The following is a 26217-nucleotide window of genomic DNA, read 5'->3' on the forward strand; positions in this document are numbered from 1 at the left end:
TTGTGCTACGAAGTGGTGTCCCGCATCGTGGAATCCATGACCACCGTCACCACCTCATCCGACCGGGCCGTCACCGCCCGACCCGCACCGCCCGGCCGCCGCCTGGACTGGCGCCTTCGCTTCGCCGCGCTGTCCCTGATCTGGGGCTTCAGCTTCCTCCTGATCAAAGTGGGGACCGAGGGATACGCCCCGTTCCAGGTGACGCTCGGCCGTCTGGTGTTCGGTACGGCGGTGCTGGCCGCCGCGATGGCGGTCCGGCGCGAGCGGCTGCCGCGCGGCGCCCGCACCTGGGCCCATCTGACGGTCGCCGCGTTCCTGCTCAACGCCCTGCCGTTCTCCCTGTTCGCGTACGCGGAGCTGACCATCCCGTCCACCCTGGCCGGCATCTGCAACGCGACCTCACCGCTGTGGGGCATGGCGCTGTCGCTGGTCGCGCTGTCGGAGGACCGGCCGACCCGGGTGCGGGTCGCCGGGCTCGGACTGGGCTTCCTGGGCGTGCTGACCGTGCTGGGCGCCTGGCAGGGCTTCCACGGCCTGGACGCCACGGGCACGGCGCTGGCCCTGCTGGCCTCCCTCAGCTACCCGGTGGGCTGGATCTACGTCCGCCGCACCCTGGCCGGCACCGGCCACTCGAACCTGTCGATGACCGGCGCGCAGCTGCTCCTGGCGACGGTGCAGCTGGCCGTGGTCACGCCGCTGTTCACGACGCTGCCCGGCAGCCTGTCCGTCGTGCCGCTGCTGGCCGTCGCCGCCCTGGGCGCCCTGGGCACCGGCCTCGCGGTGCTCCTGCAGTACGGCCTGGTCGACGAGGTCGGCCCGACGACCGCCCAGATGGTCACGTACTTCATCCCCGTCATCGCCACGGCCGCGGGTGTCGTGCTCCTGGGCGAGTCCCTCGCCTGGTCGACTCCGGTCGGGGCCGTGATCGTCCTGGCCGGGGCCGCGCTGACCCAGGTGCGCCCGAAGCCCCGGGCGGTTCCTCAGACGTAGCCGCGCCGGGGGGCCGGGCCGAGGGCCGAGGCGATCGCCCCGGCCAGGATCTCGGTCTCCCGCGCGGTGAGCGTCGAGACGGTGACCCTGATGCCGGGCGGCGCGCTCATCCGGAAGCGGGCGCCGGGTGCGACCGCCCAGCCGGCGTGCAGCAGCCGGGCGACCGCTCCGGTCTCGTCCGGCACGGGCACCCACACGTTCATGCCGCTGCGCCCGTGCGCCGCGACACCGTGCCGGTCCAGCGCCCCGATCAACGCGTCCCGCCGCCGCCCGTACGCGGCCGCCACCTCGCCGGTGTCGACCGCGCCGTCGGTCCACAGCCGCACCAGGGCCCGCTGCATCAGCCGGCTCACCCAGCCGGGCCCGAGCCGCTGCCGGCCGCGGACCCGGTCGACGGTGACGTCGTCCCCGGTGAGCAGCGCCAGGCGCAGATCGGGGCCGTAGGCCTTGGCGGCCGAGCGGACGAACGCCCAGTGCCGGGTGGTCCCGGCCAGCGGATGGAGGGGCACGTCGACGATGCCGTGACCGTGGTCGTCCTCGATGAGCAGCACCTCCGGGTGCGCGCGCAGCAGGGACCGCAGGGCACGCGCGCGTGGGCCGCTCACCGCCGCGCCGGTCGGGTTCTGAGCCCGGTCGGTGACGATCAGGGCGCGCGCCCCGGCCTCCAGGGCCCGGCGCACGTCGTCCGGGCGCGGTCCCTCGTCGTCGACGCCGACGGGGACGGTCCGCAGCCCGAGGGCCGGCACGAGATCCAGGGTGCGGCCCCAGCCGGGGTCCTCGACGGCGACGGTGTCGCCGGGCTTGAGGTGGGCCGCGAGCACCCGCTCGACCCCGTCCAGGGCGCCGGAGACCACGGCGAGGGGGCCGTCCGGCACCCCGTCGGCGTCGAAGCCGGCACGGGTGATCCGGGCCAGCTCCGGGTCCAGCGGGTCCGCCCCGTAGAGCACGGGCGCGCGATCGCCCTCGACGGCGGCTGCCGCGAACGCGCCCGCGAGCGGCGGCAGCAGGGCCGGGTCCGGATCGCCGCTCGCCACGTCCCGCACGCCCTCGGGGACGTCGACCCGGATGTGGTCCCGCCCGGTCGTGGCCGGCGCGGGCCGCACCCGGCTGCCGCGGCGGCCCGCGGTCTCGATGACGCCCCGTTCGCGCAGGGTCCGGTAGGCGGCCGCGACCGTGTTGGGGTTGACCCCGAGTCGCTCCGCCAACTCCCGCATGGGCGGCAGCGGTTGTCCTGGCCGCAGCGCACCGGCGCCCACCGCGCGCTCCACGCTCGCGGAAATGTCCGCTGCGCGACGCCCACTGATCGGATACTCTCCTAGCACAAAACATATTATGCACTAGTGCAATAAGGAGCGCCATGCAGGGGACCACCCGGACGCCGTCGCAGCCCGCGACCGCCTACACGCCGACCGACCGCACCGTCCCCACGCGCTCCCCGGACCGCGCCTCGTACGACAGGGACCTGGTGCACGCGATACTCGACGAGGCCTACGTCTGCCACCTCGGCTTCGTCCGCGACGGCGCGCCCGTCGTGCTGCCCACGCTGTACGCCCGGGTCGGCGAGGTGCTCTACGTGCACGGCTCGACGGGCTCGCGCCCGCTGCGGGCGGCCGGCCAGGCCGACCCGGGCCTGCCGGTCTGCCTGACCGTCACCCACGTCGACGGCCTGGTCCTGGCCCGTTCGGCCTTCCACCACTCGATCAACTACCGCTCGGTGGTGGTGCACGGCGTCGCCCGCGACGTGACGGACCCCGAGGAGAAGCGCCGGGCGCTGGACGCCCTGGTCGACCACGTCGTCGCGGGCCGCTCCGCCGACTCCCGGCCGGCCAACAGGAAGGAGCTGGCCGCGACCGCCGTGCTCCGCCTGGAGCTCGACGAGGTCTCCGCCAAGCTCCGCACCGGCGGCGTGAACGACGAGCCCGAGGACCTCTCCCTCCCCCACTGGGCAGGAGTCGTCCCGGTCCGGAAGACCTACGGCACCCCGATCCCCGACCCCGCCCTGGCGGCGGACACGGCACTTCCCGACTACCTCCAGGGCAGGTGATCCCTAGGGGCGCGGGGTACTGCGCGACCGTCCGGCGGCGGCCCGCGGCCGCCGCCGGACGAACACCACCCGCTCCCCGGGCGTCCGCGCCTCCCCCACGGCGAGTCCCGCCACCGAACCCAGCAGCAACAGGGTTCCGGCCACCGTCGCCACCGTCAGCCGCTCACCGAGCAGGACGACGGCGAGCACGGCCGCGCTGACGGGTTCCAGCAGCATGACGACCGAGACGGTGGCGGACCGGACGACGGCCGCGCCCGCGAAGTACAGGCCGTAGGCGAGGGCGGTGGGCACGGCCGCCACGTACGCCAGCAGGAGCAGCAGCCGCACGGGTTCGGCGGTGTGCGGCACCAGCCCTTCGGCGAGCGCGAAGGGCAGCAGGCACAGGCTCGTCACGGCGAACGCCTCGACGGCCGTCCCCGAGGCGTCGGCCGCGCCGTCGCGGCCCCACCGCCGGGTGAGCAGCGTCATCACGCTGTACCCGGCCGCGGACAGCAGCGCCAGCAGCACGCCGGAGGGGCGTACGGTTGCGCCGCCACCGCCCAGGACGAGGACCCCGAGCCCGGCCAGGGCACCCGCGACGGCGGCCGCCCCGCCCCGGCCCAGGCGTTCGGCCAGGGTCAGCCGCGCGCCGAGGGCGATGAGCACGGGCCCGGCACCCAGGGTCACGACGGTGGCGACGGCGAGGCCGGTGGCCGAGACGGCCGCGAAGTACGCCGTCTGGAAGACCGCGAGCCCGAGCCCGGTGACCCCGGCCCGCGCGGCTCGTCGGCCGAGCGGCTCGCGAACGGCGGTCCTGGTGCGCGGCCGTACCAGGCGCACGGCGAGCAGCAGCACGAGGCCGGCGGCGCAACGCCAGAACGAGAGGGCGACGGGCCCGAGGTCACTGGCCCGGTAGACCAGGGAGGCGGCCGCGCCCGCGGTGCCCCAGGCGACACCGGCGACGATCAGATAGACAAGGCCTCGCCCGATGGGCAGGCCGGAGGCAGTGTGCGACACGTGTTCTCTCCGCAGACGCGCACGGCACGCGGCGCCCTGGGGGCGGCGCGGGTGCGCGGAAGTTCGGGAAGGGCCCCGGATCGGTCGTGATCAGCGGGGTTCGCGGACTTCGTCTGCGGGCAGCACCGTTCGGCCCGGCGGCGAGTGCGCCGGGCACGGATTCCGGAGGGCCCGCCTCAGGCGGCCGGAGGCGGAAGAACGAGTGCGTTCGAAGGCATGACCGGCACCCTATGCGCTGGTTCCGCGCCGGGACAATTCCCTTTCCGGGCCACCGCTCGCCACCGGCTGCCCCGAGCCCTTCGTGGGCGTCGAGGACTGGGCGATGAACGCGCCCACCAGCACGATCACCCCGCCGGCGAGCTGCGGAGCCGAGAGGTGCTCGCCGAGCAGCACCCAGGCCAGGACCGTGGCGATGACCGCTTCGAGACAGGCCACGACCCCGGCGACCTGCGGGGAGAGCCGGCGTACGGCGATCACGCCGGTGACGTACGCGACGACCGTGGCGACGAGGACGATCCAGGCGAGCAGGACCACGGCGGCGACGGGCGTGCCGTCCATGCGTGCGGTGCCGGTCAGCACGGACCAGTCCATGCTCCACGGCCGGGCGACGACGGTGAGCACGGCGGCGCCGACGAGCAGACCGTAGGCGATGACGCCGAGCGGGTCGGGTGCCTCGTCGCCGGCGTCGCTGCCCTGGTCGGACAGGACGAAGTAGCCGACCTGGCAGCAGGCCGCGCCGAGCGCGAGCAGCAGCCCCAGGGCGTCGAAGCGCAGGCCCGCCCAGACCTCCACGACACACGCGAGACCGCCGACGGCGAGCACCACACCGACCGCGGCGGCACGCGTCACGGGCCGCCGCTGCACGAACCGCACCCAGCCCAGCACCAGGGCGGGCGCCAGGTACTCGATGAGCAGCGCCACCCCGACGGGGATACGGGAGAGCGCCGCGAAGTAGCAGGCCTGGACGCCCGCGACCGCCAGCAGCCCGAAGCCGGCCAGCAGTCCGGGGCGGCGGCGCAGCAGCCCGCGGTGGCGCACGGCGAGCGGCAGCATCACCAGGGCCGCCCCGGCCACCCGGAGCCACACCACGTGCAGCGGGTCGAGTCCCGCTTCGATCAGCGGCTTGGCCGCGACACCGGATCCGCCGAAGGCGACCGCGGACAGGAGCGCCAGGCCGAGGCCCGCTCCCTTGCCGCGCCCGCTCGGGCTGCTGTCAGACGTAGGCACCGGCACATGATGACAGGCGATGACAGGAGCGTCATCCCCTATGGCACCTGTCTCACTGCCTGGACGGCGGAACGGCCCGGCTCAGTGAGTGGCTTCGCCGTACTCCTCGGTGACGCCGGAGCAGCCGTCGAGGCGGGCGAAGACCGCGCGTGCGTCGATTCCGGCCCGTTCGAGCACCTCGACGGCACGGGACTGCGGGTCGACGACGATCGCCGCGAGCAGGTCGGTGCCGCGGGCCGGTTCTTCGCGCCCGGCGGCGCGCGCGCAGGCGTACTCCATCGCGGCCGCCGCCAGCGGTGAGAAGCACGTGCTCCCGCTCACCACGGGCACGCCCCCCGAGTCCTCGACGCCGCTCTGCCAGCGCAGGCCGTAGCCGATGCTGCGCTGCACGAGGTAGCCGAGGAGCCGCGCGAGCTGCGGCCCGTCGCCGACGACGGCCCGGGCCTCGGGGCCGGACTCCAGCAGCGAGTGGAGCAGATGGGCGGTGTCGATCTGCCGGTCCCCGTCCCGGACCGCCCTGCGGCGGGCACCGCCGATCACCGAGGCCAGCTCGTCGCTGAGCCTGGCATCGTTGTCCGCGCGGTGGGTGCCGTGCTCAAGGGCCGACTGCCGGGGGATACGGGGTTGCACATCCCCACCCCATCAGCCCGGCGGACCCGGGGCATCCTCGGCGGGAAGCATCTTCGCGTCCCACGGGAAGTGGACATCGCCGACCGGAATCTCCTCCTTACGGAGGAGATCAGGCCGTTTCCCTCGCGGCTGACGGTTCGCCAGCGCCGAACGTCGAGGCCCACGCGGCTGCGTTCCGCCCCCGCATTCCGGCCGCGCGGCGCGGTGGCACGCCGAAGCGCCCTCGGAGCACCCCAGGGGCGCCTGGCTGCGCCTGCCGCACGAGGGGGGACGCAGGTGTCCCTCAGTCCTCGTCGGCGAGGATCAGGTACAGCTTCTTGCGGGCTTCGTTGATGACGCCGAGCGCCTTCTCCCGCTGCTCCTTGCTGCCGGTCTTCCAGACCTGGCCGAAGGCCTCCATCAGACCGAAGCCGGCCTGCCGGATCTCGCCCAGAGCTTCCCAGTCGACCCCGCGGGAGGCCTCCTCCCAGGGCGCCTCGGGGCCCTCGCCGGCGGCGGCGCGGCCCGCCTCGGTGAGCGAGAACAGCTTCTTGCCGCCCTCGGACTCACTGACGATCAGCCCCTCGTCCTCCAGCAGCTGCAGGGTGGGGTACACCGAGCCGGGGCTCGGCTTCCACGCCCCGCCGCTGCGCTCGGCGATCTCCTGGATCATCTCGTAGCCGTGCATCGGCCGGTCCTGCAGCAGGGCCAGGATCGAGGCCCGGACATCACCGCGCCGTGCCCTTCCCCTCGGCCCGCCCCGCCCCCGGCCGCCCCAGGGACCGGGGCCGAAACCAGGGCCTCCGGGCCCTCCCCAGTTGGGGCCGCCAGGGCCGAAGGGCCCGAAGGCCGCACGCAGACTCTCGAAACCGCCCCGGCCGTGACGCGGTCCGCCGTGACCGTGGCCGTGCTCGAAACCATGGGTACGCATCGCAACCACTCCATTCCATCGTTGATCTGTCGCGACGCTTCAACGATATATCGGTAACGTTGGGTCGGCAAGGCCCGGCCTGTGGAGGCGTGCGGGCCCCGGCCCCACGGAACCGGTCCAGGACTCATGAATTGGCCTTGGCCTGCGACTTCGCGAAGCCTCTAGCTTCAGGACATGCGGATCCGAATCGTCGACGCCTTCACCGATCGCCCCTTCTCCGGCAACCCGGCCGGTGTCCTGCTCCTGGACGGCGCGGACGCCTTCCCGGACGACAGCTGGCTGCAGCACGTCGCCCTGGAGGTCAACCACGCCGAGACGGCCTTCGCCCACCCCCTCCCGCCGGGCGGTGAGGCCGACTGGGCGCTGCGCTGGTTCACGCCGGTCACCGAGGTCGCGATGTGCGGCCACGCGACCCTGGCCACGGCCCATGTCCTGCACACCACCGGCGCCCACGAGGGCCCGGTGCGGTTCGCCACCCGCAGCGGCGTCCTCGTCGCCACGCGGGCGGACGACGGCTCCGTCGCCCTGGACTTCCCGACGGCCCCGCTCACCCGGGTCGACCCGCCGGCCGGTCTCGCCCAGGTGCTCGGCACCGAGCCGCTCACGGCCTTCGACACCGGCCCCTACGTCGGCGACCTGCTGGTCGAAGTGGCCGACGAGAAGACCGTCCGCGCCCTCGGCCCGGACCCGAGGGCCCTCGCCGCCCACTCCGAGCGCGGCGTCATCGCCACGGCCCGCGCCGAGGACCCGGGACGCGGCTACGACTACGTCTCGCGCTGCTTCTTCCCGAACGTCGGCATCGACGAGGATCCCGTCACCGGCGGCGCGCACACCGCGCTCGCCCCGTTCTGGTCCGAGCGCCTCGGCCGCCCCGCCCTGACCGGGTTCCAGGCCTCGTCCCGCTCGGGCCGCGTCCACACGGAGCTGCGCGGCGACCGCACCCTGCTGACCGGGCGGGCCGTCACGGTCATCGACGGCGAACTGCTGGACGAAGGGGCGTACGAGAAGGCCGAAGCGGGCCTCTGAGACGGACGACGGGGCGTACGACGCTGTCGTACGCCCCGTCGCCGGTGTCTCACGCCGTCGGCAGCCACCCCACCTTGCCGGCCAGCAGCCCGTAACCCACGAACGCCCCGATGTCGAGCAGCGAGTGGGCCACCACCAGCGGGCCGACCCGGCCCCAGCGGCGATAGAGGTGGACGAAGACGACGCCCATGACCATGTTCCCGATGAAACCGCCGATGCCCTGGTAGAGGTGGTACGAGCCGCGCAGGACGGAGCTGCCCACCAGTGCGGCCGTCGGCGTCCAGCCCAGCTGGCCCATGCGGCGCAGCAGGTAGCCGACGACGATCACTTCCTCCAGCACCGCGTTCTGGATCGCGGAGAGGATCAGCACGGGGTACTTCCACCACACGTCCGGCAGCGCCTCGGGCACCACGGTGAGGTTGAACCCCAGTCCGCGGGCCGCCAAGTAGAAGGCGATGCCGGTGCTGCCGATCACCGCCGCGATCGCGGCCCCCCGGCCGAGGTCGGGCCAGGGACGGGTGCGGTCGAAGCCGATCGTGCGCAGGCTCGCCCGCTCGCGCAGCAGGAAGTGCGCGACGAGCGCGACGGGCACCAGGGCCGTGGCGATCCCGAAGAGCTGCCAGGCGAGGTCGAGCCAGGGGCGGCCCGGCGCGGCCGAGGCGTTCATCGTGGCCGCCTGGTCCTTCAGCCCGCCCGGCCTGGTCACCGACCCGGTGAAGCTGATCAGCGCGGAGACGCCGCTCGCGCCCAGCGAGAGCGCGAGGACCAGCAGCGTCTCGTTGCGGAGCATCCGCCGCGAGAGCCCCTGCTGGGGAATGGGACCGTCCACCGGGCTCGCCTCCGCCTGCACCCCTGCCTCCACTTCACCGATCCGTCGGATCAGTATGGCGGCAGGGGGTCGTCGCCCCGCAGGCGCGTCAGCCCAGCGACACCGGCTCGGGCAGCCCCACCGGCCAGCTGTGCACCGGGTCCCCCTGATGCATCAGCTCGCGGTAGCGCCGGGTCGTGGCGGCCAGCGCCTCCTCCCGGCCGAGGCCGGCGTCGAGGGCCTTGTGGAAGGTCGCGGCCTGCCAGCTCGCCCCGTTCGTCCGGCGCCGGCAGCGCTCCTCGATCACGCCCAGGTACAGGTCGCGGTCGGCCGGCTCGACGCCCCAGGCGTCCAGCCCGGCCTCGGCGAGCGGCAGCAGTTCGTCCCGGACCAGATTGACCGCGTCGACCTCGGTGGTGCCGCCGTACCGGCCCCGCCGGGGCCAGGTGAAGCGGGCGTCGATGCCGTCCTTGCACGCCGCGTCGAAGTTGGCCGCGGCCGCCTCGAAGGGCAGCCGGGTCCACACCGGCCGGGCCTCCTCGGCGAGGGCGCGGACGACCCCGTAGTAGAAGGCGGCGTTGGCGACGACGTCGATGACGGTGGGCCCGGCGGGCAGGACGCGGTTCTCCACGCGCAGGTGCGGCACGCCGTCGGCGACGTCGTAGACGGGGCGGTTCCAGCGGTAGATGGTGCCGTTGTGCAGGACGAGTTCCGCGAGCGTCGGGGCGCCGCCCCGGTGGATCACCTCCAGCGGGTCCTCGTCGTCGCAGATCGGCAGCAGCGCCGGGTAGTAGCGCAGGTTCTCCTCGAAGAGGTCGTAGGCCGACTCCACCCAGCGCTCCCCGAACCAGGTGCGCGGGCGGACGCCCTGGGCCTGCAGCTCGGGCGGGCGGGTGTCGGTCGACTGCTGGAACAGCGGGGGCCGCGACTCGCGCCACAGCTCCCGGCCGAAAAGGAAGGGCGAGTTGGCGCCGACGGCGATCTGCGCGGCGGCGACCGCCTGGGCCGCGTTCCACACGTCGGCGAACCGGCCCGGGGTGACCTGCAGGTGCAACTGCACGGACGTGCAGGCGGCCTCCGGCGCGATCGACTTCGAGGTGCAGCTGAGGTGCTCGACGCCGTCGATGTCGAGGGTGAACTCCTCGCCCCGAGCGGCCACGATCTGGTCGTTGAGAAGCGTGTAGCGGTCGACGTCGGAGAGGTTCGACGACACCAGGTCGTCACGGTCGAGGGTCGGCAGGATGCCGATCATCACGATTCCCGCGTCGACCTCTCCGGCTTTCCGGTCGGCATATGCCAGCGACGTACGGAGTTCCTCCGCCAGCCGGTCGAATACGCGGCCTCCCAACGGGTGGGGAGGGATGTTCACTTCCAGGTTGAACATGGCGAGCTCTGTTTGGAAATCGCGGCTCGCGATCCGCTCCAGGACTTGCCCGTTCAACATTTTCGGCATGCCGTCGGCACCGGCCAGATTCAATTCGATCTCGAGCCCCATGAGGTTCTTCGGGCGATCGAACCGCTTCTCCGCCAGGAGTCGCTCCAGGCCCGTCAGACACTGACGGAGCTTGTCGCGGTAGCGCTGGCGATCGGACAGGTCGAACCGCCCTGCCACGACCTTCTCGCCCATCGACGTGTCCCTCCTCATGGATGATGCCGGCCGGGATCCGGCCGTCGGCCTCCCGGTCAGGTGGAGGATGCCCAGTGAAAGCGATCGATAACGTCCCGGACGGGCCCGCCGACCGCTAGGCTGGTCATCTGTGACCGGTGGCACATTCGCCCGGCATGGCGCGCAGCACAGGTTTCGCGGCACCGCGAACTCGTGAAAAACGCCGACGAGAATGGGCCGACCGGTCCGCGGCCATTCGCCGAGGTCATCGCCGCACACCACCACCGGGAATCGGGATAATTCTCGCGTATCGCCGACCGAATGTACCCTTGTTCTACTCACCGGAAACGACTAGGCGAAACACAGTCCGAACCCGTGTCGTATAAACTCCGCGAACAAGGCAGAAGGTTGGCGCCCACGGTCGGCGGGTCCTGCCGTCGAGGCGACGTTCGGCGGACCTCACCCCCTCTCGTTCACGACCCGGCCCCTGCCTCTCTGACCCTCGTGAGCTGACAGCGCCGTCCGCCCCCGCCCTCGCGCCACCGTGCCTTTGAATGAGAGGCGACCCACCATGCCGCTGCATGTCCCTCCGGCTCCCGCGCCCGCACTCCGTTCCGTCCTGACTGCGCTCTCCTCTCCCACAGCGGTCCGCGAAGCCCGAACTCCCGCCCTCCTCCGCAGCCAGGGGCCCGTCACTGCCGAGCTCCCCCTGCCCGTCCACGTCCTCGACCGGGTCACCGCCGAGGGCGTCTCCGCCACCCGGCTGGCCGGATGGCGATTCCTGATCCGCTGCGGCGACCGTGCCGTGGCCGCGGCGGAGACCAGGCTGACCCCCGACGGCTGGGCCTTCTCGCACTTCTTCGAGGGCCCGTACATCACCTCCACCGAACGCGCCCTGCACCAGGCCGAGACGATGCCGCAGCCCTACCAGCCCCGCCTCCTGTCCGTGCCCAGCCTCTACATGCTGACGCTCTGGCTGCACGAGGACAGCACCGCAGACGGTGCCGCCGGCCACCCCGCCGCCACCGACCTGCTCGTCCCGCTGGCGCCCGCGCCTCCCGGCATCGCGGCCCACCGCCCGCACCGCGTCGCGGAGCTCCTGCCGGTCCTGACCCACCGGGCCACCCCCACACGGCTGCTCGGCTCACCCGCCTGAAGCGCCCGCCGGAGCTGCCTCGCCGACCCCGTCGCCGCGTTCCCGGCGGCGGGGTCGGCCTTTCCCGTCCATGCGATCGCCCGTACGAGCATCGGATAGCACGTACGAGCCCCAGAGAACGCGGGCCCGGACCGGACTAGCCCCATCCGGCCACTGCGAACCACCCGAAGTGACAGTCCCGTTGGGATGAACCGTCCGCGCGGGTGATGCGTCATGAACCTGTGAGAAGCGGTGCGGCGAAATCCCTGCGGATCGATGCCCGTGGGGCAACACTGGGTTCCGACGACTCATGACAACGGGGGGCGGCCATGAACGACGCTTCTAGCCGCGGAACAGACACGACGACCGACTCATCGAACTCCCTCACATCGTCCGCCACGACCAAGCGAAAGATCCCACCCATGTGCCAGCACCAGACACCGTGCCCGTCCGCCGACTCCGCCGACCGGGACTCCGCCCGACTCGTGGCACACCACCCGGAGCAGGGCTGGAGCCTGCTGTGCAACGGCGTGCTGCTCTTCGAGGACACCGGTGAGCTCCTGCCGGACGGCAGGGTCATCGCCCCGCACCGCCCGCTCTCGGGCAGCCAGGTGATGACGGCGGCCTGAGGGCGCCGGGGCGGGCGCCACCCCGCCCGCAGACATGAGGGGCCGGCCGCAGGAGACGCTGCGCACCGGCCCCGACGCGTGTCCGGGCCCGGTCACTCCGCGTCACCGGCGGCGACGCCGTGTCCCCGGCCCCGCGTGACTTCCCACGGATGCCCGTTCTCCGGAAGACTTCTGGCAGTTGCGCGATCACCGTCGACGGAGGTGGGGGCAGTGCCGGCACGTGAGGCCGACGCCGAGGGCAGAGTCACGATCACGGAGATCGCCCGGCGGGCCGGCGTGTCCGTGCCGACCGTGTCCCGGGTGGTCAACGGCCGCTCCGACGTCGCGCCGCAGACCCGGGCCCGCGTCGAGGACCTGCTGCGCCGGCACGGCTACCGCAGGCGCCCCGCGGCCCCGGGCACCCGGGCGGCCCTGCTCGACCTGGTCTTCAACAATCTGGACAGCCCCTGGGCGGTGGAGATCATCCGCGGGGTCGAGGAGGTCGCACACGCGGCCGGAGCCGGCACGGTGGTCTCGGCCCTCCACGACCGGTCGGGGGACGCGCGCGAATGGATGCGCAACCTTCGGGCCCGGGCTTCCGACGGCGTCGTCCTCGTCACCTCGGCGCTGGAGCCGACGCTCCACGAGGAACTGCGGATCCTCGGCGTGCCGCTGGTGGTCGTCGACCCGGCGGGCTCCCCCGCCCTGGACGCGCCCACCATCGGCGCCGCGAACTGGGCGGGCGGCCTGGCGGCCACCGAGCACCTGCTGTCCCTCGGGCACCGCCGGATCGGCCTGATCGCCGGGCCGCCGCGACTGCTGTGCTCCCGGGCCCGGCTGGACGGCTACCGGGCAGCCCTGGAAGGCGCCGGCATCGCTCCCGACGAGTCCCTCGTCGTCCCAGGCGACTTCCGCCCCGAGTCCGGCTTCACCGCCTGCAACACCCTGCTCGACCTGCCCGAGCCGCCGACGGCGGTGTTCGCGGCATGCGACCGGATGGCCCTCGGCGCCATCGAGGCCCTGCGCCGGCGCGGGTTGCGGGTGCCGCAGGACATGAGCGTGGTGGGCTTCGACGACCTCCCGGAGGTCCGCTGGTCGGCCCCGCCGCTGACGACGATCCGCCAGCCCCTGGAGGACATGGGCCGACTGGCCGCCCGTACGGTGCTCCGCCTCGCCCGCGACGAGGAACCGGGCGCACCCCGGGTGGAGCTGGGCACCGACCTGGTGATCAGATCGAGCACGGCCCCGCCGCCGGACCGGCACTGACGAACCCGTCCGAACCGGGAACCTTTGGCTCGCGCATCCCGGGCGGCACCCGAGCGAGGCCGGGACCGGCCCGCGGCGCCCGCCGCTCCCGGCGGGCGCACCACGGCCCGGCTCTCCCCGCTACCTCCGTGCCAGCGCCTCCCGCAGCGCGAAGTACGCCGGCTTCGGCTGCAACTGCTCGTCCCACGGCAGGGCCGCGCCCTCGCCCGGGAAGAACGCGGGGATCCACGAGTACTTGTCCGTGTAGTCCCAGAGGGTGAGGCCCACGCAGCGCCGCACGGCCAGGCACGCCTCGGTCAGGTCCCGGTACCACTCGGCCTGCTGGTCCAGCTTCTCCTGGGTCGCCGGCAGCTGCATCCGGATGTCGACCTCGGTGAGGGCGGTGTCGAGGCCGAGCCGGGAGAAGCGGCGGAGGTTGTCCTCCAGGGTCGTGGGATAGCCGTACTGGAGGGCCAGATGGGCCTGGAAGCCGATGCCGTGCAGCGGGACGCCCTGGGCCTTCAGTTCCTTGGCCAGCCGGTGGTAGGCGTCGCTCTTCGGGCCGATCCCCTCGATGTTGTAGTCGTTGAGGTAGAGCTTCACGCGTGGATCGGCCTGGTGCGCCCAGCGCAGCGCGTCGGCGATGTAGCCCGGGCCGAGCGTCTTGTAGAACACCGACTCGCGGTAGGTCCCGTCCTCGTTGAACGCCTCGTTGACGACGTCCCAGGCGAAGACCTTGCCGCGGTAGTGCCGTACCTCCGTCTGGATGTGCTTCTTCAGCACGGCCCTCAGCTCCGGGGCGGTCCACTCCCGCTCGGTGAGCCACCCGGGCAACTGGCTGTGCCAGACCAGGGTGTGGCCGCGCACCTTCTGCCGGTTGGCCCGGGCGAGGTTCACGATCTGGTCGCCCTGGGAGAAGTCGAACACGCCCTGCTCGGGCTCGGTCGCGTACCACTTCATGCCGTTGCCGGGCGTGATCTGGTCGAACTCGCTGCCGAGCAGGGCCGTGTACGGTCCGTCGGTCAGCTCGGGGTTGTCGGTGGCGCTGCCGAAGTAGCGCCCGTGGCGCTGGGCGAGGTCGGCGAGGGTGGGCTGCCGGTCACCCGCCTGCCGGTCACTCGCCTGGGCGGGCGAGCCGGCCCCGAGCCCGGCGGCGACCAGGAACACGGCGACGGCACCGGCGAGTCCGAGACGGTTCTTGCGCATGGTGCGACTCCTCACGACAGGTAGGTGGACAGAGCCGTACGTCCGCGGCGCGTCAGCCCTTCGTCGCGCCTGCGGTGAGGCCGCCGACGAGCTGGCGCTCGGCGACCGAGTAGAAGGCGAGGGCGGGGACCATGGCCAGGACCAGGTAGGCGAAGACCTTGGCGTAGTCCGCGGAGTACTGCCCCTGGAACTGCTGCACGCCGATCGGCAGCGTCCACCACTGCGCGTCGGTGAACACCAGCAGGGGCAGGAAGAAGTTGTTCCAGCTGGTGACGACGGCCAGCACCGAGACGGTGCCGAGCGCGGGCCGGGCCATAGGCAGCAGCACCCGCCAGAAGAAGCCGAGCGGGCCGCACCCGTCGAGCGTGGCCGCCTCCTCCAGCTCGCCGGGTATCTGCCGGAAGAAGCCGCGCAGGATGATGATGGTCATCGGCAGCCCGAACGCCGCCTGCGGCAGGATCACGCCGAGCGGGTTGTCGAGCAGCCCCAGGGACCGCAGCAGCAGGAACAGCGGCAGGGCCGCGACCGCGAACGGGAACATCAGCCCCATGGTGAACAGCGTGAACAGCAGCTCCCGGCCCCGGAAGGCGAACCGCGCGAAGGAGAAGGCCGACAGCGCCGAGACCGCGACGACGAGCACGGTCGTGCCCACCGCGATCAGCGTGCTGTTCCCGATCAGCCGCCAGAAATCTCCCGAGGCGAGGATCCCGGTGTAGTTGGACGTCACCCACGACTCGGGCAGTCCGACGGGGTTGCGGGAGAGTTCGTCGGTGGACTTGAAGCCGGACAGCGCGGCGTAGAGCAGGGGCACGGCCATGACCGCGCCGATGACGACCAGCACGACGTGCAGGCCCCAGGTCCTCCCGCCCCCGCGGGTCTTGCGACTGACCGTCACTTTCCGTCACCCCGCATGGTGGTGGTGGCTCCTTCGAGGTCGCGCCGGAGCACGAACCGCTGGTAGGCGAGGGCGAAGACGAGGCTGATGGCGAACATGGCCACGCTGATCGCGCTGGCGTAGCCGACCTGGTACCGCTTAAAGCCGTACTGGAACATGGTCACGGCCATGGTCTCGGAGTGGTGGTCCGGACCGCCCGCGGTGGTGACCCACACCAGGTCGAAGAGCTGGATCGACCCGATGACCGACAGGAACACGCTGATGCGCAGGGTGGGCGCCAGCAGCGGCAGGGTCACGTTGCGGAAGCGCTGCCACGGACCGGCCCCGTCGATGAGCGCCGCCTCCGTCAGCTCTTTGGGGACGGCCTGGAGCCCGGCCAGGTAGAGCATCATGTGGAAGCCGAAGTACTTCCACATCATGACCAGGAACAGCGTCGCCATGACCGTGGACGGATCGGCGAACCACTCACCGCCCAGCCCTTCCAGCCCGATCCGGCCGAGGACCTGGTCGGCGAAGCCGTCGTCCGGGGCGAAGATCATGCCGAACAGGATGCCGGTGATCGCCTCGGACAGGACGTACGGGGCGAAGAACAGCATCCGGTAGACCGCCCGGCCGCGCATCCGCTGGTTGAGCAGCACGGCCATGGCGAGCGCGAACGGCAGCTGCAACGCGAGCGAGAGCACCACCAGCACCAGGCAGCGCCACAGGTCGCCCAGGAACACCTCGTCCTGGAAGAGCCGGGTGAAGTTCTCGCCGCCGATGTACTCGGAGGGCATGCCGAAGCCGCCCCACCGGAAGAACGCGGCGTACAGGGCGAACAGCATCGGCAGCAGCACGAGCCCGATGAACAGCACCAGGGCGGGCAACTGGAAGCCGGTGGCGGTCAGCCAGTTCAGGGCGCGTCGCCGGGCCCGCCTCCGGGCCCGATCGGCGGGGGCCGGGGACGGTGGGCCGGTGTCGGGGCCGGTCCGCTCGCTCGGCAGGAACGTGGACGTCATCGCCGGCTACTGCTCTTCCTTCGCGGTCTTCGTGACCGACTGCGCGACCTGCTCGGGCGACTTGGAACCCGATATGAGCGCGGCGACGCTGTCGTTGACCTCCTGGCCCACGGCGGGCGCGTAGGCCTGATCGAGGTAGAGCTGGAAGCCGGTGGCCTTCTTCAGCTCGGCCTGGACGGCCTTGATGTTGGGGTCGGCGATGGCGCTCTCGGCCGCCGGGACCACGGGCAGGACTCCGGTCTTCTTGACCAGTTCCCGGTCGGTGGCCTCCGAGGCGAAGAACTTCAGGAAGTCGACGGCCGCCTGCGGGGCGTCCCGGCGCAGGGCGTGTCCGCCGCCTCCGCCGAAGACCTCGGTGATGGCCCCCCGACCGCCCTCGACCGCGGGGAACGGGAAAAATCCGAGGTCCTTGCCGAGGCCCTTGCCGGCGTCGGCCTGGACCACGGGGGCCCACTGGCCCATGAGTTCCATGGCGGCCTTGCCGTTGCCGACGCTGGCCGCCTGGCCGGTCGGGCTGGAGTAGGCCGCGCCGAGGAAGCCCTTCTGGAACGGCTGGAGGCCGACGAGTTCCCTCAGGTGCTCGCCCGCCTCGACGAAGGGCGCGCCGGTGAAGTCCTTGTCCTCGTAGGCCTTCTGCAGCGCCTCGGCGCCGGCGGTACGCATCGCCAGGTACGCCCAGTAGTACATGCCGGGCCACTTCTCCTTGCCGGCCAGGGCGAGGGGCGTGATGCGGGCCGACTTGAGCTTGCGCACGGCGTCGAGGAATCCGCTCCAGGTGGTCGGGGGCTCGCCGATGCCGGCCTTCTCGAAGTGCGCCTTGTTGTACCAGAAGCCGATCATGCCGATGTCGAACGGGACGCCGTAGGCCTTGTCGTCGATCAGGTACGGCTCCCGGGCGACCGGCAGCAGGGCGTCGCCCCAGGGCTTGGTGCGGTCCGTGAGGTCCTCGACCAGCCCTGCGTCGACCTGCTGCCGCAGGACGCCGCCGCCCCAGGTGTGGAAGATGTCGGGCAGCTTCCCGGAGGAGGTCAGGGCCGTCATCTTCGACTTGTAGGCGTCGTTCTCGAGTTGGACGATCTTCACCTTGACCGTGGGGTTCTGCGCCTCGAACTTGCGGGCGAGAGCGGCCCAGACGCTCTTGGTGGGTTCGGTGGTGGAGATGTTCCACCATTCGATCGTTGTCGTCCCGGACGACCCTCCGTCCGAGTCCCCGCCGCATGCGGTCAGTGCCGTCATTCCCAGACCGGCCGCGGCGGAGGCCGCCAGGAAGCCGCGGCGGGACAGTGCCGGGTCGCCCATCATGCTCCTCGAAAGTTTCGAATGAGATCCAGAAAGCTGCGTTGATGCCGCACCCTAGAGACAGCCGGTAAACGGTGGCAACCCCTTGTACACGGTGAATCTTTCTGCGACGCGGGTACTGACGAAGGTTGCCGAAACATTCGGCCGAGATGACGAACGTTACGGTTTCAGTGATCACGCTCAGTGCCCGCCCCCGAACCCCGCGATCGACGTGCCGCGCCCCGCGCGTCGGCGCCGCCGCACGCGCCTCAACTGGCGTTTTCGATCAGGTAACCACCCCTGGCGCCGACTACAACAGAAGCTTGACGCGTACGGCACCCGCATTCGCGGGCACGGCATCACGCTCCGCTTACGCTGATCCGGCCGTCCCGTGACGGCCGGAACCAGGTGAGCCGCACATCGGGAGCAGGTCGATGGCCGCCACCGAGCAGCCGCCGAGCCTCACGGAGCCCGCTCCACCCAGTCGCCTGCGCGCCTGGATGGCCTGTCCGACATGGGCAGCAGCGGCGGCCGCACCGGAGCGCACGAGCGGCCGCGGTGAGCAGCTCTTGGTGTCGCGGATACGGCCCACCGGGCGGGCTTCCGTGTCGTCCGGGTCACCCTTGACGTGCTGCATCACGGCGACGCCGGTCCCTGAACCGGACAGACCGAGAGCCAGTTCCGGGAAGATGAGCAGGGCCACGCCGATCATGACGAAGACGTTGCCGTGCTGGGTGGTGAGGGCGCCGGACCAGTCGGTGACCACATGGCCGGCGGTGACGAGGTAGTACAGGCCGACGACCACCACGACGGCGTTCGACGCGAGGTAGGCGCCGACCACGACCGCGACGCCGATCGCCTCCAGGAAGCCCTTGAGGAACACCGCGCCCAGCAGGGGGTGGCTGGCCTTGGGCTCGCCTCAGCGACAGCGCCTGCCGATGCCCCGCCGCCGCGGGCGAGCGACTATCTGCCCGTACTCGACCTCGCCGGTGATCCGCACGCGCAGCACCACGGGCGCGTCGGCGGGCCGGCGCTCCTTGACCGCGGAGTAGTTCGTCACTAGCCCGGTTGTGTCCACCACGATGCCGGGCCGGGTCACCAGTTTGAGGGCCCCGGCACGCAGGTCCAGGTCGATGTGCAGCCTGTCGTGCGTGATCACCGCGTCGGTGAAGTCGAGCGTCACCTCACCCCAGGCCGACCGGATCTCCATGCGCCGCGGCACCACCCATGCGTCACCGCGCCGGGTCGTGGAACCCATCTGCTCGATCCGCACGACCTCCTCGAAGCCGCTCTCCCCCACCGCCTCGGGCAGATCCGCCGTCAGCACCGCGAGCTCCCCCACCGTCCGGGCGGACAGCGCGGTCTCCAGGCGCTCGTCGAGCTCCTCCAGGGTCAGCCGTCCGTCGCCGGCGGCGACACGCAGTACGTCCACGATCCGGTCCCGGTCCGCGTGCGAGGCCCTCACCTCGGACGGTCCCCCCGTGCGCACGAGTTTCCCCACCACCACACACCCCCGATCTCACAGGCACAGCGCCCTGCCGACCCGTGACACTAACGCTATTCGCGTCACACCCAGTCGCCATCCCCCGATCGGGCCAACCGCCCGGATCGCACGCCGTGACACGCACACATCCCGCCCACCGAACGACGCTCACAGAGCCGTACGCGCCCGCCATAAGCCCCCGCGAGACCGCCGACGACTTCAGTCTCACCGCGGGTACCACGGCGCGGGACCCGGGGTTGCCTGGTTGGCACTCGCCACGACATGACGGGAGGGACCCCGCAGCGCGGAGCCCCTCCCGTCGGCCGGACCAGCACGTCTGTCGGCAGATCAGCCCTCGTACGCGTCCAGCGGCGGGCACGAGCAGACCAGGTTCCGGTCGCCGAACGCCTGGTCGATACGGCGCACCGGCGGCCAGTACTTGTCGGCGGCCGAGACCCCGGCCGGGAAGACGGCCTCCTCACGGCTGTAGGCGTGCTCCCACTCCCCGGCGAGGGCGCCGGCGGTGTGCGGCGCACCCCGCAGCGGGTTGTCCTCGGCGGGCCACTCACCGGAACCGACCTTCTCGATCTCGGCGCGGATGGCGATCATCGCGTCGCAGAACCGGTCCAGCTCGGTCAGGTCCTCCGACTCCGTCGGCTCGATCATCAGCGTCCCGGCCACCGGGAACGACATGGTCGGCGCGTGGAAGCCGTAGTCGATGAGCCGCTTGGCGACGTCGTCGACGCTCACCCCGGTCGCCTTGGTCAGCGGCCGCAGGTCGATGATGCACTCGTGCGCCACGAGCCCGCCGGGGCCCGTGTAGAGCACCGGGTAGTGCGGCTCCAGCCGCTTGGCGACGTAGTTGGCGCTCAGCACCGCCACCTGCGTGGCCCGCTTCAGCCCTTCGCCGCCCATGAGCCGGACGTACGCCCACGAGATCGGGAGGATGCCCGCGGAGCCCCAGGGCGCCGCCGAGATGGGACCGACGCCCGTCTCCGGGCCCGCCTCGGGCTGCAGCGGGTGGTTGGGCAGGTACGGCGCGAGGTGCTCGCGCACCGCCACCGGACCGACGCCCGGGCCGCCGCCTCCGTGCGGGATGCAGAAGGTCTTGTGCAGGTTCAGGTGCGAGACGTCGCCGCCGAAGTGCCCCGGCTTGGCGAGCCCGACCAGCGCGTTGAGGTTGGCGCCGTCGACGTAGACCTGACCGCCCGCCTCGTGCACCTGCGCGCAGATGTCGGCCACGTGCTCCTCGAACACGCCGTGGGTCGACGGGTAGGTGATCATCAGCACGGCCAGCTCGTCGCGGTACTGCTCGATCTTCGCGCGCAGGTCCTCGACGTCGATCTCACCGTCCTCGGCGGTCTTCACGACCACGACCTTCATCCCCGCCATCACCGCGCTGGCGGCGTTGGTCCCGTGCGCGGACGACGGGATCAGGCACACGGTCCGCTGCTCGTCCCCGTTGGCCCGGTGGTACCCACGGACGGCGAGCAGACCGGCCAGCTCGCCCTGCGACCCGGCGTTCGGCTGGAGGGAGACCTTGTCGTACCCGGTGACCTCGGCGAGCCGGTCCTCCAGCTCATGGATGAGCGTGAGGTAGCCCTCGGCCTGCTCGGCGGGCGCGAAGGGGTGCAGCTGCCCGAACTCCGGCCAGGTGACCGGCTCCATCTCCGTGGTCGCGTTGAGCTTCATGGTGCAGGAGCCCAGCGGGATCATGCCGCGGTCGAGGGCGTAGTCCCGGTCGGCCAGCCGGCGCAGGTAGCGCAGCATGGCGGTCTCGGAGCGGTGCTGGTGGAAGACCGGGTGCGTCAGGTAGTCGTCGGTGCGCAGCAGGCCGGCCGGAAGCCCGTCCTCGGTGGCTGCGTCCAGCGCCTCGATGACTCCCTCGACACCGAAGGCGGCCCACACGGCCCGCAGCTGGGCCCGGGTGGTGGTCTCGTCGCAGGCGATCGAGACGTGATCGACGTCGACGAGACGCAGGTTGACCCCGTTGTCACGCGCGGCGGCCACGACCTCGGCGGCCCGGCCCGCGACGCGCACGGTCACGGTGTCGAAGAAGGAGCCGTGCACGACCTCGACCCCGCCGTTCGCGAGCCCGGCGGCGAGAACCGTGGCGTAGCGGTGGGTGCGCCGCGCGATGCCCTTCAGCCCCTCCGGGCCGTGGTAGACGGCGTACATGCCGGCCATCACGGCGAGCAGCACCTGCGCGGTGCAGATGTTGCTGGTCGCCTTCTCACGGCGGATGTGCTGCTCACGCGTCTGCAGCGCGAGCCGGTAGGCCTTGTTCCCGTCGGCGTCCACGGAGACGCCGACGAGCCGCCCGGGCAGGCTGCGCGCCATCTTCTCCTTGACCGCCATGTAGCCGGCGTGCGGCCCGCCGAAGCCCATCGGCACGCCGAAGCGCTGGGTCGTGCCGACCGCGATGTCCGCGCCGAGCTCACCGGGCGACTTCAGCAGCGTCAGCGCGAGCAGATCGGCGGCGACGGTGACGACCGCCCCGAGTTCGTGCGCCCGGTCGATGACGGGCTTGATGTCCCGCACGGCACCCGAGGCGCCCGGGTACTGGATCAGTACGCCGTTGATCTCGCGCTCGGCGAACTCGGCCGGGATGCCGTCGCCGAGGTCGGCGACGACGACCTCCACGCCGGTCGGCTCGGCCCGGGTCTGGATCACGGCGATGGTCTGCGGCAGCGCGTCCGCGTCGACGAGGAACAGGCCCTTCTTGTTCTTGCCCATCCGCCGCGACAGCGCCATGGCCTCGGCCGCCGCGGTGCCCTCGTCGAGCAGGGAGGCCCCGGAGGTCGGCAGTCCGGTGAGGTCGGCGACCATGGTCTGGAAGTTGAGCAGGGCCTCCAGCCGCCCCTGCGAGATCTCCGGCTGGTACGGCGTGTAGGCCGTGTACCAGGCCGGGTTCTCCATGACGTTGCGCATGATCACCGGCGGGGTGAACGTGCCGTAGTAGCCGAGTCCGATCATGGAACCGAGGACCTGGTTACGGTCCGCGAGCGAGCGCAGCTCGGCGATGACCTCGGCCTCGCTGCGGGCGCTCGGCAGGTCGAGGGCCTCGGCGCTCTGGATGACGGCCGGGACCGCGGCGGCCGTGAGCTCGTCCAGCGAGCCGTAGCCTACGTGCGCGAGCATCTTGGCCCGGGCCTCGTGGTCGGGGCCGATGTGGCGCTGCTCGAAGGGGACTGCTTCTTCGAGCTCGGAAAGCGGAATGCGATGGGCGGTCATGGGCGGAGGCCTCCTGGTCTGACACGACCTTCGAGGGGCACCACGGCGCGGGTACCCGGACGGCCTCCCCCTCTGTCATCTCAACCTGAGAGCTTCACCGGATCGCCCGAAGGCCTCCGGCTTTCACCGTCGGTGAGAGCGGAAGCCGACACCCGCTCTTCTTTCCAGAGTGACCTCGTCCGTGCGGTACGTGTGCCTGAGAGATTCCGGGGAGGATTTGCTCCTTCGGCGCCTCCGGTGGTGTCCGGAGGACTCTCCCGCACGGGGTCAGCAGCCGTTGCCAGCGTACCAGCGCGGTCAACGCACGAACCTTCGAGTGGCCGCCTCCTCGATTGTGCCGTTTTGTAGTGCCTACGGATGAGTTGCGAGCCTGTGGAGGTCCCGTGCGTACCGATATCGATCCGCGCAACCTGATCGGCCGCAAGGCATTCGACCGCAACGGAACCAGGATCGGCACGATCGACGAGGTCTACCTCGACGACGCCACCGGCGAGCCGGAGTGGGCAGCCATACGGACCGGCCTGTTCAGCAGGGACGCGTTCGTCCCGCTGGAGCCCAGCGAACTGATCGACGGCGCCCTCCACGTCCCTTTCGAACGCGTCCTGATCAAGGACGCCCCCGACTTCGGCGTGGGCCGCCACCTCTCCCCCGAGCAGGAACTCCAGCTCTACCACCACTACGGCCTGGACATCGCGGCCCCTCCCGCGCTCCCCGATCACGAGTTCGGCAAGCTGGCCGACTCGGACGAACACACCACGTGATCCTCTGACGCGTCCCCCGAAGGCGTACTCACGGGCCCGACAAGGCCGACAGGGCCGACAGGCCCGACAGGGCCGACAGGGCCGACGGCTCCGTCCCCCGGCTCCTCGGGTCTTCGTAACACCAGCGGCAACGGATCCGCCGGTTCCAGCGCGGGATCGTCCACCCGGAAGGTCCGCACCCTGCCGGGCGCCGAGCCGGGCGTCTCGAAGCGCACGGTGACCCTCCCCAGGCCACTGCCCTGCACCCATCCGTGCCCGAACTCGGCGTGCCGCACGTCATGCCCGGCGGGCCAGCGCCGCTCGGCGCGCGACGGCTGCTCCTCGGCCTGCGCCACGGCGTGCTCCTCGACCGGCCCCTCGGCCACCGCCCGCTCCCCCGCGGCCTGCGCGAACAGGTCCTCCTGCGTGTAGTCGGCGAGTCCGCTGACCCCGACCCCGAGCAGCCGCACCCCGCCCGTGGTGTCCACCGAGTCCAGCAGCCTGGCCGCGGCTTCCCCGATCACCCCGGGGTCGTCCGTCGGCCCCCGCAACGTCTCCGACCGGGTGAGCGTCGAGAAGTCGTACCGCCGCACCTTCAGCACGATGGTCCGCCCGGAGAGACCGGCCCCGCGCAGGCGCCGTACGCACCGGTCGGCCAGCCGCTGCACCTCCAGCCCGACCCGCACCCGGTCGTGGATGTCCACGTCGTACGTGTCCTCCACGGAGACGGACTTCGCCTCCCGCTCCGCCACCACGGGCCGGTCGTCCCGCGCCAGGGCCATCGCGTAGAGCCCGTGCCCGTGGGCCTTGCCCAGCAGCCGGACCAGTTCGTCCTCTCCCGCCTCGACGATCTCCTCGACGGTGGTGATCCCGGCGCGCCGCAGATGGTCGCCCGTCGCCGGTCCGACTCCGGGCAGGGTTCGCACCGACATCGGCCCGAGCATCGCCCGCTCGGTGCCCGGCTCGATCACCACCAGTCCGTCGGGTTTGGCCTGCTCCGACGCGATCTTCGCGAGCATCTTGGAGGCGGCGAGCCCGACCGACCCCGTGAGTCCGGTGACCGCGCGTATGTCGGCGCGCAGCCGCGTCCCGACCAGCCGGGCGGACTCCTCGTCCCAGGCCACTCCGCCGGCCTCCAAATCCACGAACGCCTCGTCCAGACTCAACGGCTCCACGAGTGGCGACAACGCCCTCAGCAGCTCCATGACGCGCTCGCTGATCGCCTTGTAGAGCCCGAAGCGCGGCACGAGGTACGCGGCGTTGGGCGCGAGCCGCCTGGCCTGCCCCATGGGCATCGCCGAATGCACCCCGAAGACCCGCGCCTCGTACGACGCCGTGGCCACCACACCCCGCGGCCCGAGTCCACCCACGACCACGGCCTTCCCGCGCAGACTCGGCTTGGACGCCTGCTCCACCGAGGCGAAGAAGGCATCCATGTCGAGATGCAGGATCGTGGGCGCGGTTCTCACAACTCCGATGCTGCCCTACGCCACTGACAATGCCCCGTCGACCGCCCCGTCCCGCAATCACCCCGGGGAGCAACCGCTTGCGCCCAGCACGACGGACCCGGCCGGTGCGACGGACCCGGCCGGTGCGACCGCTGAGGAAACGTCCCGCCTCCTGCGACCACCCGGAGCACCGCCTCAGCGGCGGCTCATACGGCCCGGTTCCGCCGTCGCGCCAGCTCGTCCGCCGGGTTGGGCCCGACCAGCGTCTCGCCGGTGTCGATCCGCTCCCCGTGCAGCTGGGACAGCGCGCTCTCGACGTCGCGCCACACCACGCCGACGGCGATGCCGAAGACCCCCTGCCCCCCTTGCAGCAGGGCGTGGACCTCGTCCGGCGAGGTGCACTCGTAGACCGTGGCGCCGTCACTCATGAGCGTCATCCGCTCCAGGTCGCGGAAACCGCGTTCCCTGAGGTGCTGCACGGTCGTGCGGATGTTCTGCAACGACACCCCGGTGTCCAGGAACCGCTTGACGATCTTCAGGACGACCACGTCGCGGAAGCTGTACAGCCGCTGCGTCCCGGACCCGTAGGCCGGGCGCACGCTCGGCTCGACGAGACCCGTGCGGGCCCAGTAGTCCAACTGCCGGTAGGTGATACCGGCGGCCGCACAGGCCGTCGGGCCGCGATAGCCGATCTGCTCGGACGCCATGGACGTCGTCCCTCCGCTGCTCGGCACGGCCGTCGGTCGCTGCGGAGCGTGATCGGTCGCGTCGCCGGGCTGGGGGCATCCCCCGCTCGCGCGGAGCCGTGAGCCGGGGGGAGGGTACGGACCGCTCGCCCTGAGACTGCGCTCGGGGCCGCCCCCAGCCGTACCGTCGCCGCTGCTTCTCACGCCGACCTCCGTCCTTGACCTGCCTTCTCGACGGTAGGCAGTCACCAGGGGTGCGTCAACGATCGCCACACTCGCCACGCCGAGTGATAATCACCCTAAGAGTGGTTTCCCGTGCCCCACCGCGGGGAAAGGCTAGCCGAATGAGCTCGGCGCGGACCGTGTGACGCTCTCACTCGCCACTGGCACATGCGGGCATTTCACCCGCCACAACGCGTCGGGCGACCCTGCCGCGGACCACATCGTCCGCCGGGCCGCCCCTCCGCTCACCGACTGCTGCAACTCCTGCCTCCCGGTCCGCTTCGGACAGGGAGGCTCACTGGCTGCTGGTGCCGAAGTCCTCCGGAGAGATCTGGTCGAGGAACTCGCGGAACTTCTCCACCTCGTCCTCCTGCTCGTCCGGGATCGCGATACCGGCGTCATCGAGCACCGTGTCGCTGCCGTAGATCGGCGTCCCGGTGCGCAGCGCGAGCGCTATGGCGTCGGACGGGCGGGCGCTCACCTCGACACCGCTGGCGAAAACCAGCTCCGCGTAGAAGACGCCCTCACGCAGGTCCGTGATGCGCACTTCTGTGAGCTCCTGGCCGACGGCCTCCAGCACGTCCTTGAACAGATCGTGGGTCAGCGGCCGCGCGGGAGCCATGCCCTGCTGGGCGAAGGCGATCGCCGTCGCCTCCCCCGGTCCGATCCAGATGGGAAGGTAACGGTCGCCTCCCACTTCACGCAGCAGCACGATCGGTTGGTTGGAGGGCATTTCGACCCGGACACCTACGACATCGAGCTCGTTCACACAGTAACCCTAGGCCGTGCTCGGGATGTTTGG

23 protein-coding genes, 1 pseudogene and 1 riboswitch are annotated in these 26217 nt (G+C 71.8%); of the genes and pseudogenes, 7 read left to right on the top strand and 17 right to left on the bottom strand.

Annotated elements, in window-relative coordinates; translation table 11 throughout:
- Positions 1-36 precede the first annotated feature (36 nt).
- The gene (locus tag ABTZ58_RS21625; RefSeq protein ID WP_351358941.1) at positions 37-990 is read left to right on the top strand and encodes a DMT family transporter; all 954 of its coding nucleotides are present in this window, start codon (positions 37-39) and stop codon (positions 988-990) included.
- Here ABTZ58_RS21625 and ABTZ58_RS21630 read toward each other — a convergent pair.
- Positions 981-2312, bottom strand: coding sequence for an aminotransferase class I/II-fold pyridoxal phosphate-dependent enzyme (locus ABTZ58_RS21630; protein WP_351358944.1), 1332 nt, complete (start codon positions 2310-2312; stop codon positions 981-983). The two genes, ABTZ58_RS21625 and ABTZ58_RS21630, sit on opposite strands and share 10 nt — an antisense overlap.
- Positions 2313-2347: 35 nt before the next feature.
- Here ABTZ58_RS21630 and ABTZ58_RS21635 point away from each other — a divergent pair, with 35 nt between their 5' ends.
- A complete protein-coding gene (locus ABTZ58_RS21635) occupies positions 2348-3034 on the top strand; it encodes a pyridoxamine 5'-phosphate oxidase family protein (protein ID WP_351358947.1) in 687 nt (228 codons plus the stop codon).
- A 3-nt stretch (positions 3035-3037) separates the two neighbouring features.
- Here ABTZ58_RS21635 and ABTZ58_RS21640 read toward each other — a convergent pair whose 3' ends face one another.
- The 4 genes from ABTZ58_RS21640 to ABTZ58_RS21655 form a co-directional block, all read right to left on the bottom strand.
- Positions 3038-4030, bottom strand: coding sequence for a DMT family transporter (locus ABTZ58_RS21640; protein ID WP_351358950.1), 993 nt, complete (start codon positions 4028-4030; stop codon positions 3038-3040).
- Between the two features lie 228 nt (positions 4031-4258).
- The gene (locus ABTZ58_RS21645) at positions 4259-5263 is read right to left on the bottom strand and encodes an EamA family transporter (RefSeq protein WP_351358953.1); all 1005 of its coding nucleotides are present in this window, start codon (positions 5261-5263) and stop codon (positions 4259-4261) included.
- Positions 5264-5338: 75 nt separating this feature from the next.
- Entirely contained in the window at positions 5339-5887 is a 549-nt protein-coding gene (locus tag ABTZ58_RS21650) for a Clp protease N-terminal domain-containing protein (protein ID WP_351358956.1), read from the bottom strand.
- Between the two features lie 283 nt (positions 5888-6170).
- A complete protein-coding gene (locus ABTZ58_RS21655; protein WP_351358959.1) occupies positions 6171-6797 on the bottom strand; it encodes a PadR family transcriptional regulator in 627 nt (208 codons plus the stop codon).
- 174 nt (positions 6798-6971) lie between these two features.
- On the opposite strand from ABTZ58_RS21655, the gene ABTZ58_RS21660 reads away from it, so the two are divergent.
- A complete protein-coding gene (locus tag ABTZ58_RS21660; RefSeq protein ID WP_351358962.1) occupies positions 6972-7823 on the top strand; it encodes a PhzF family phenazine biosynthesis protein in 852 nt (283 codons plus the stop codon).
- A 49-nt stretch (positions 7824-7872) separates the two neighbouring features.
- Here ABTZ58_RS21660 and ABTZ58_RS21665 read toward each other — a convergent pair whose 3' ends face one another.
- Positions 7873-8673, bottom strand: coding sequence for a CPBP family intramembrane glutamic endopeptidase (locus ABTZ58_RS21665; protein ID WP_351359030.1), 801 nt, complete (start codon positions 8671-8673; stop codon positions 7873-7875).
- A 67-nt stretch (positions 8674-8740) separates the two neighbouring features.
- Entirely contained in the window at positions 8741-10258 is a 1518-nt protein-coding gene (locus ABTZ58_RS21670) for a glutamate-cysteine ligase family protein (protein WP_351358965.1), read from the bottom strand.
- 550 nt (positions 10259-10808) lie between these two features.
- Between ABTZ58_RS21670 and ABTZ58_RS21675 the strand changes: the two genes are divergently transcribed.
- The 3 genes from ABTZ58_RS21675 (at position 10809) to ABTZ58_RS21685 (ending at position 13246) form a co-directional block, all read left to right on the top strand.
- The gene (locus ABTZ58_RS21675) at positions 10809-11393 is read left to right on the top strand and encodes a hypothetical protein (protein ID WP_351358968.1); all 585 of its coding nucleotides are present in this window, start codon (positions 10809-10811) and stop codon (positions 11391-11393) included.
- Positions 11394-11794: 401 nt separating this feature from the next.
- A complete protein-coding gene (locus ABTZ58_RS21680; protein WP_351358971.1) occupies positions 11795-12001 on the top strand; it encodes a DUF5999 family protein in 207 nt (68 codons plus the stop codon).
- Between the two features lie 210 nt (positions 12002-12211).
- Positions 12212-13246: a LacI family DNA-binding transcriptional regulator gene (locus tag ABTZ58_RS21685; RefSeq protein ID WP_351358974.1), complete on the top strand. Its 1035-nt coding sequence runs from the start codon at positions 12212-12214 to the stop codon at positions 13244-13246.
- Positions 13247-13366: 120 nt separating this feature from the next.
- On the opposite strand, the gene ABTZ58_RS21690 is transcribed toward ABTZ58_RS21685, so the two are convergent.
- The 7 genes and pseudogenes from ABTZ58_RS21690 to gcvP all read right to left on the bottom strand — a co-directional run bounded on the left by ABTZ58_RS21690 (position 13367) and on the right by gcvP (position 22319).
- The gene (locus ABTZ58_RS21690; RefSeq protein WP_351358977.1) at positions 13367-14431 is read right to left on the bottom strand and encodes an endo-1,4-beta-xylanase; all 1065 of its coding nucleotides are present in this window, start codon (positions 14429-14431) and stop codon (positions 13367-13369) included.
- 52 nt (positions 14432-14483) lie between these two features.
- Complete coding sequence (locus ABTZ58_RS21695; RefSeq protein WP_309095922.1) at positions 14484-15326, bottom strand: carbohydrate ABC transporter permease; 843 nt, start codon at positions 15324-15326, stop codon at positions 14484-14486.
- Positions 15323-16324, bottom strand: a complete 1002-nt coding sequence (locus ABTZ58_RS21700; protein WP_351358980.1) for a carbohydrate ABC transporter permease — start codon at positions 16322-16324, stop codon at positions 15323-15325. Before ABTZ58_RS21700 ends, ABTZ58_RS21695 begins: the two co-directional genes overlap by 4 nt.
- A gap of 6 nt (positions 16325-16330) precedes the next feature.
- A complete protein-coding gene (locus ABTZ58_RS21705) occupies positions 16331-17623 on the bottom strand; it encodes an extracellular solute-binding protein (RefSeq protein ID WP_351359032.1) in 1293 nt (430 codons plus the stop codon).
- Positions 17624-18149: 526 nt separating this feature from the next.
- Positions 18150-18497, bottom strand: a pseudogene (locus ABTZ58_RS21710) (amino acid transporter); the annotation flags it as partial.
- 24 nt (positions 18498-18521) lie between these two features.
- Entirely contained in the window at positions 18522-19034 is a 513-nt protein-coding gene (locus ABTZ58_RS21715; RefSeq protein ID WP_351358983.1) for a DUF1707 SHOCT-like domain-containing protein, read from the bottom strand.
- 399 nt (positions 19035-19433) lie between these two features.
- Entirely contained in the window at positions 19434-22319 is a 2886-nt protein-coding gene (gcvP, locus tag ABTZ58_RS21720; RefSeq protein WP_351358986.1) for an aminomethyl-transferring glycine dehydrogenase, read from the bottom strand.
- A 174-nt stretch (positions 22320-22493) separates the two neighbouring features.
- Positions 22494-22589, bottom strand: a riboswitch (glycine riboswitch).
- A gap of 113 nt (positions 22590-22702) precedes the next feature.
- Here gcvP and ABTZ58_RS21725 point away from each other — a divergent pair.
- Complete coding sequence (locus ABTZ58_RS21725; RefSeq protein ID WP_351358989.1) at positions 22703-23080, top strand: PRC-barrel domain-containing protein; 378 nt, start codon at positions 22703-22705, stop codon at positions 23078-23080.
- Here ABTZ58_RS21725 and ABTZ58_RS21730 read toward each other — a convergent pair.
- The 3 genes from ABTZ58_RS21730 to ABTZ58_RS21740 all read right to left on the bottom strand — a co-directional run bounded on the left by ABTZ58_RS21730 (position 23035) and on the right by ABTZ58_RS21740 (position 26184).
- On the bottom strand, positions 23035-24528 hold the full coding sequence (locus tag ABTZ58_RS21730) for a DNA polymerase IV (RefSeq protein ID WP_351358992.1): 1494 nt from the start codon (positions 24526-24528) through the stop codon (positions 23035-23037). The two genes, ABTZ58_RS21725 and ABTZ58_RS21730, sit on opposite strands and share 46 nt — an antisense overlap.
- 185 nt (positions 24529-24713) lie before the next feature.
- Positions 24714-25397 carry a MerR family transcriptional regulator gene (locus ABTZ58_RS21735; RefSeq protein ID WP_351358995.1) on the bottom strand — a complete coding sequence of 228 codons (684 nt, stop codon included), beginning with the start codon at positions 25395-25397 and terminating at the stop codon, positions 24714-24716.
- Positions 25398-25710: 313 nt separating this feature from the next.
- A complete protein-coding gene (locus ABTZ58_RS21740; RefSeq protein WP_026253112.1) occupies positions 25711-26184 on the bottom strand; it encodes a bifunctional nuclease family protein in 474 nt (157 codons plus the stop codon).
- Positions 26185-26217: the final 33 nt, after the last annotated feature.

Source organism: Streptomyces sp. NPDC094143, from assembly GCF_040303825.1.
In the GTDB taxonomy this organism is placed as follows: domain Bacteria; phylum Actinomycetota; class Actinomycetes; order Streptomycetales; family Streptomycetaceae; genus Streptomyces.

Bases quoted from the DNA above. Each gene is read 5' to 3' on its own strand.
- ABTZ58_RS21655 (WP_351358959.1), bottom strand. From the start codon at position 6,797: ATGCGTACCCATGGTTTCGAGCACGGCCACGGTCACGGCGGACCGCGT.
- ABTZ58_RS21680 (WP_351358971.1), top strand. From the start codon at position 11,795: ATGTGCCAGCACCAGACACCGTGCCCGTCCGCCGACTCCGCCGACCGG.
- ABTZ58_RS21670 (WP_351358965.1), bottom strand. From the start codon at position 10,258: ATGGGCGAGAAGGTCGTGGCAGGGCGGTTCGACCTGTCCGATCGCCAG.
- ABTZ58_RS21700 (WP_351358980.1), bottom strand. From the start codon at position 16,324: ATGACGTCCACGTTCCTGCCGAGCGAGCGGACCGGCCCCGACACCGGC.
- ABTZ58_RS21690 (WP_351358977.1), bottom strand. From the start codon at position 14,431: ATGCGCAAGAACCGTCTCGGACTCGCCGGTGCCGTCGCCGTGTTCCTG.
- gcvP (WP_351358986.1), bottom strand. From the start codon at position 22,319: ATGACCGCCCATCGCATTCCGCTTTCCGAGCTCGAAGAAGCAGTCCCC.
- ABTZ58_RS21660 (WP_351358962.1), top strand. From the start codon at position 6,972: ATGCGGATCCGAATCGTCGACGCCTTCACCGATCGCCCCTTCTCCGGC.
- ABTZ58_RS21675 (WP_351358968.1), top strand. From the start codon at position 10,809: ATGCCGCTGCATGTCCCTCCGGCTCCCGCGCCCGCACTCCGTTCCGTC.
- ABTZ58_RS21705 (WP_351359032.1), bottom strand. From the start codon at position 17,623: ATGGGCGACCCGGCACTGTCCCGCCGCGGCTTCCTGGCGGCCTCCGCC.
- ABTZ58_RS21635 (WP_351358947.1), top strand. From the start codon at position 2,348: ATGCAGGGGACCACCCGGACGCCGTCGCAGCCCGCGACCGCCTACACG.
- ABTZ58_RS21625 (WP_351358941.1), top strand. From the start codon at position 37: ATGACCACCGTCACCACCTCATCCGACCGGGCCGTCACCGCCCGACCC.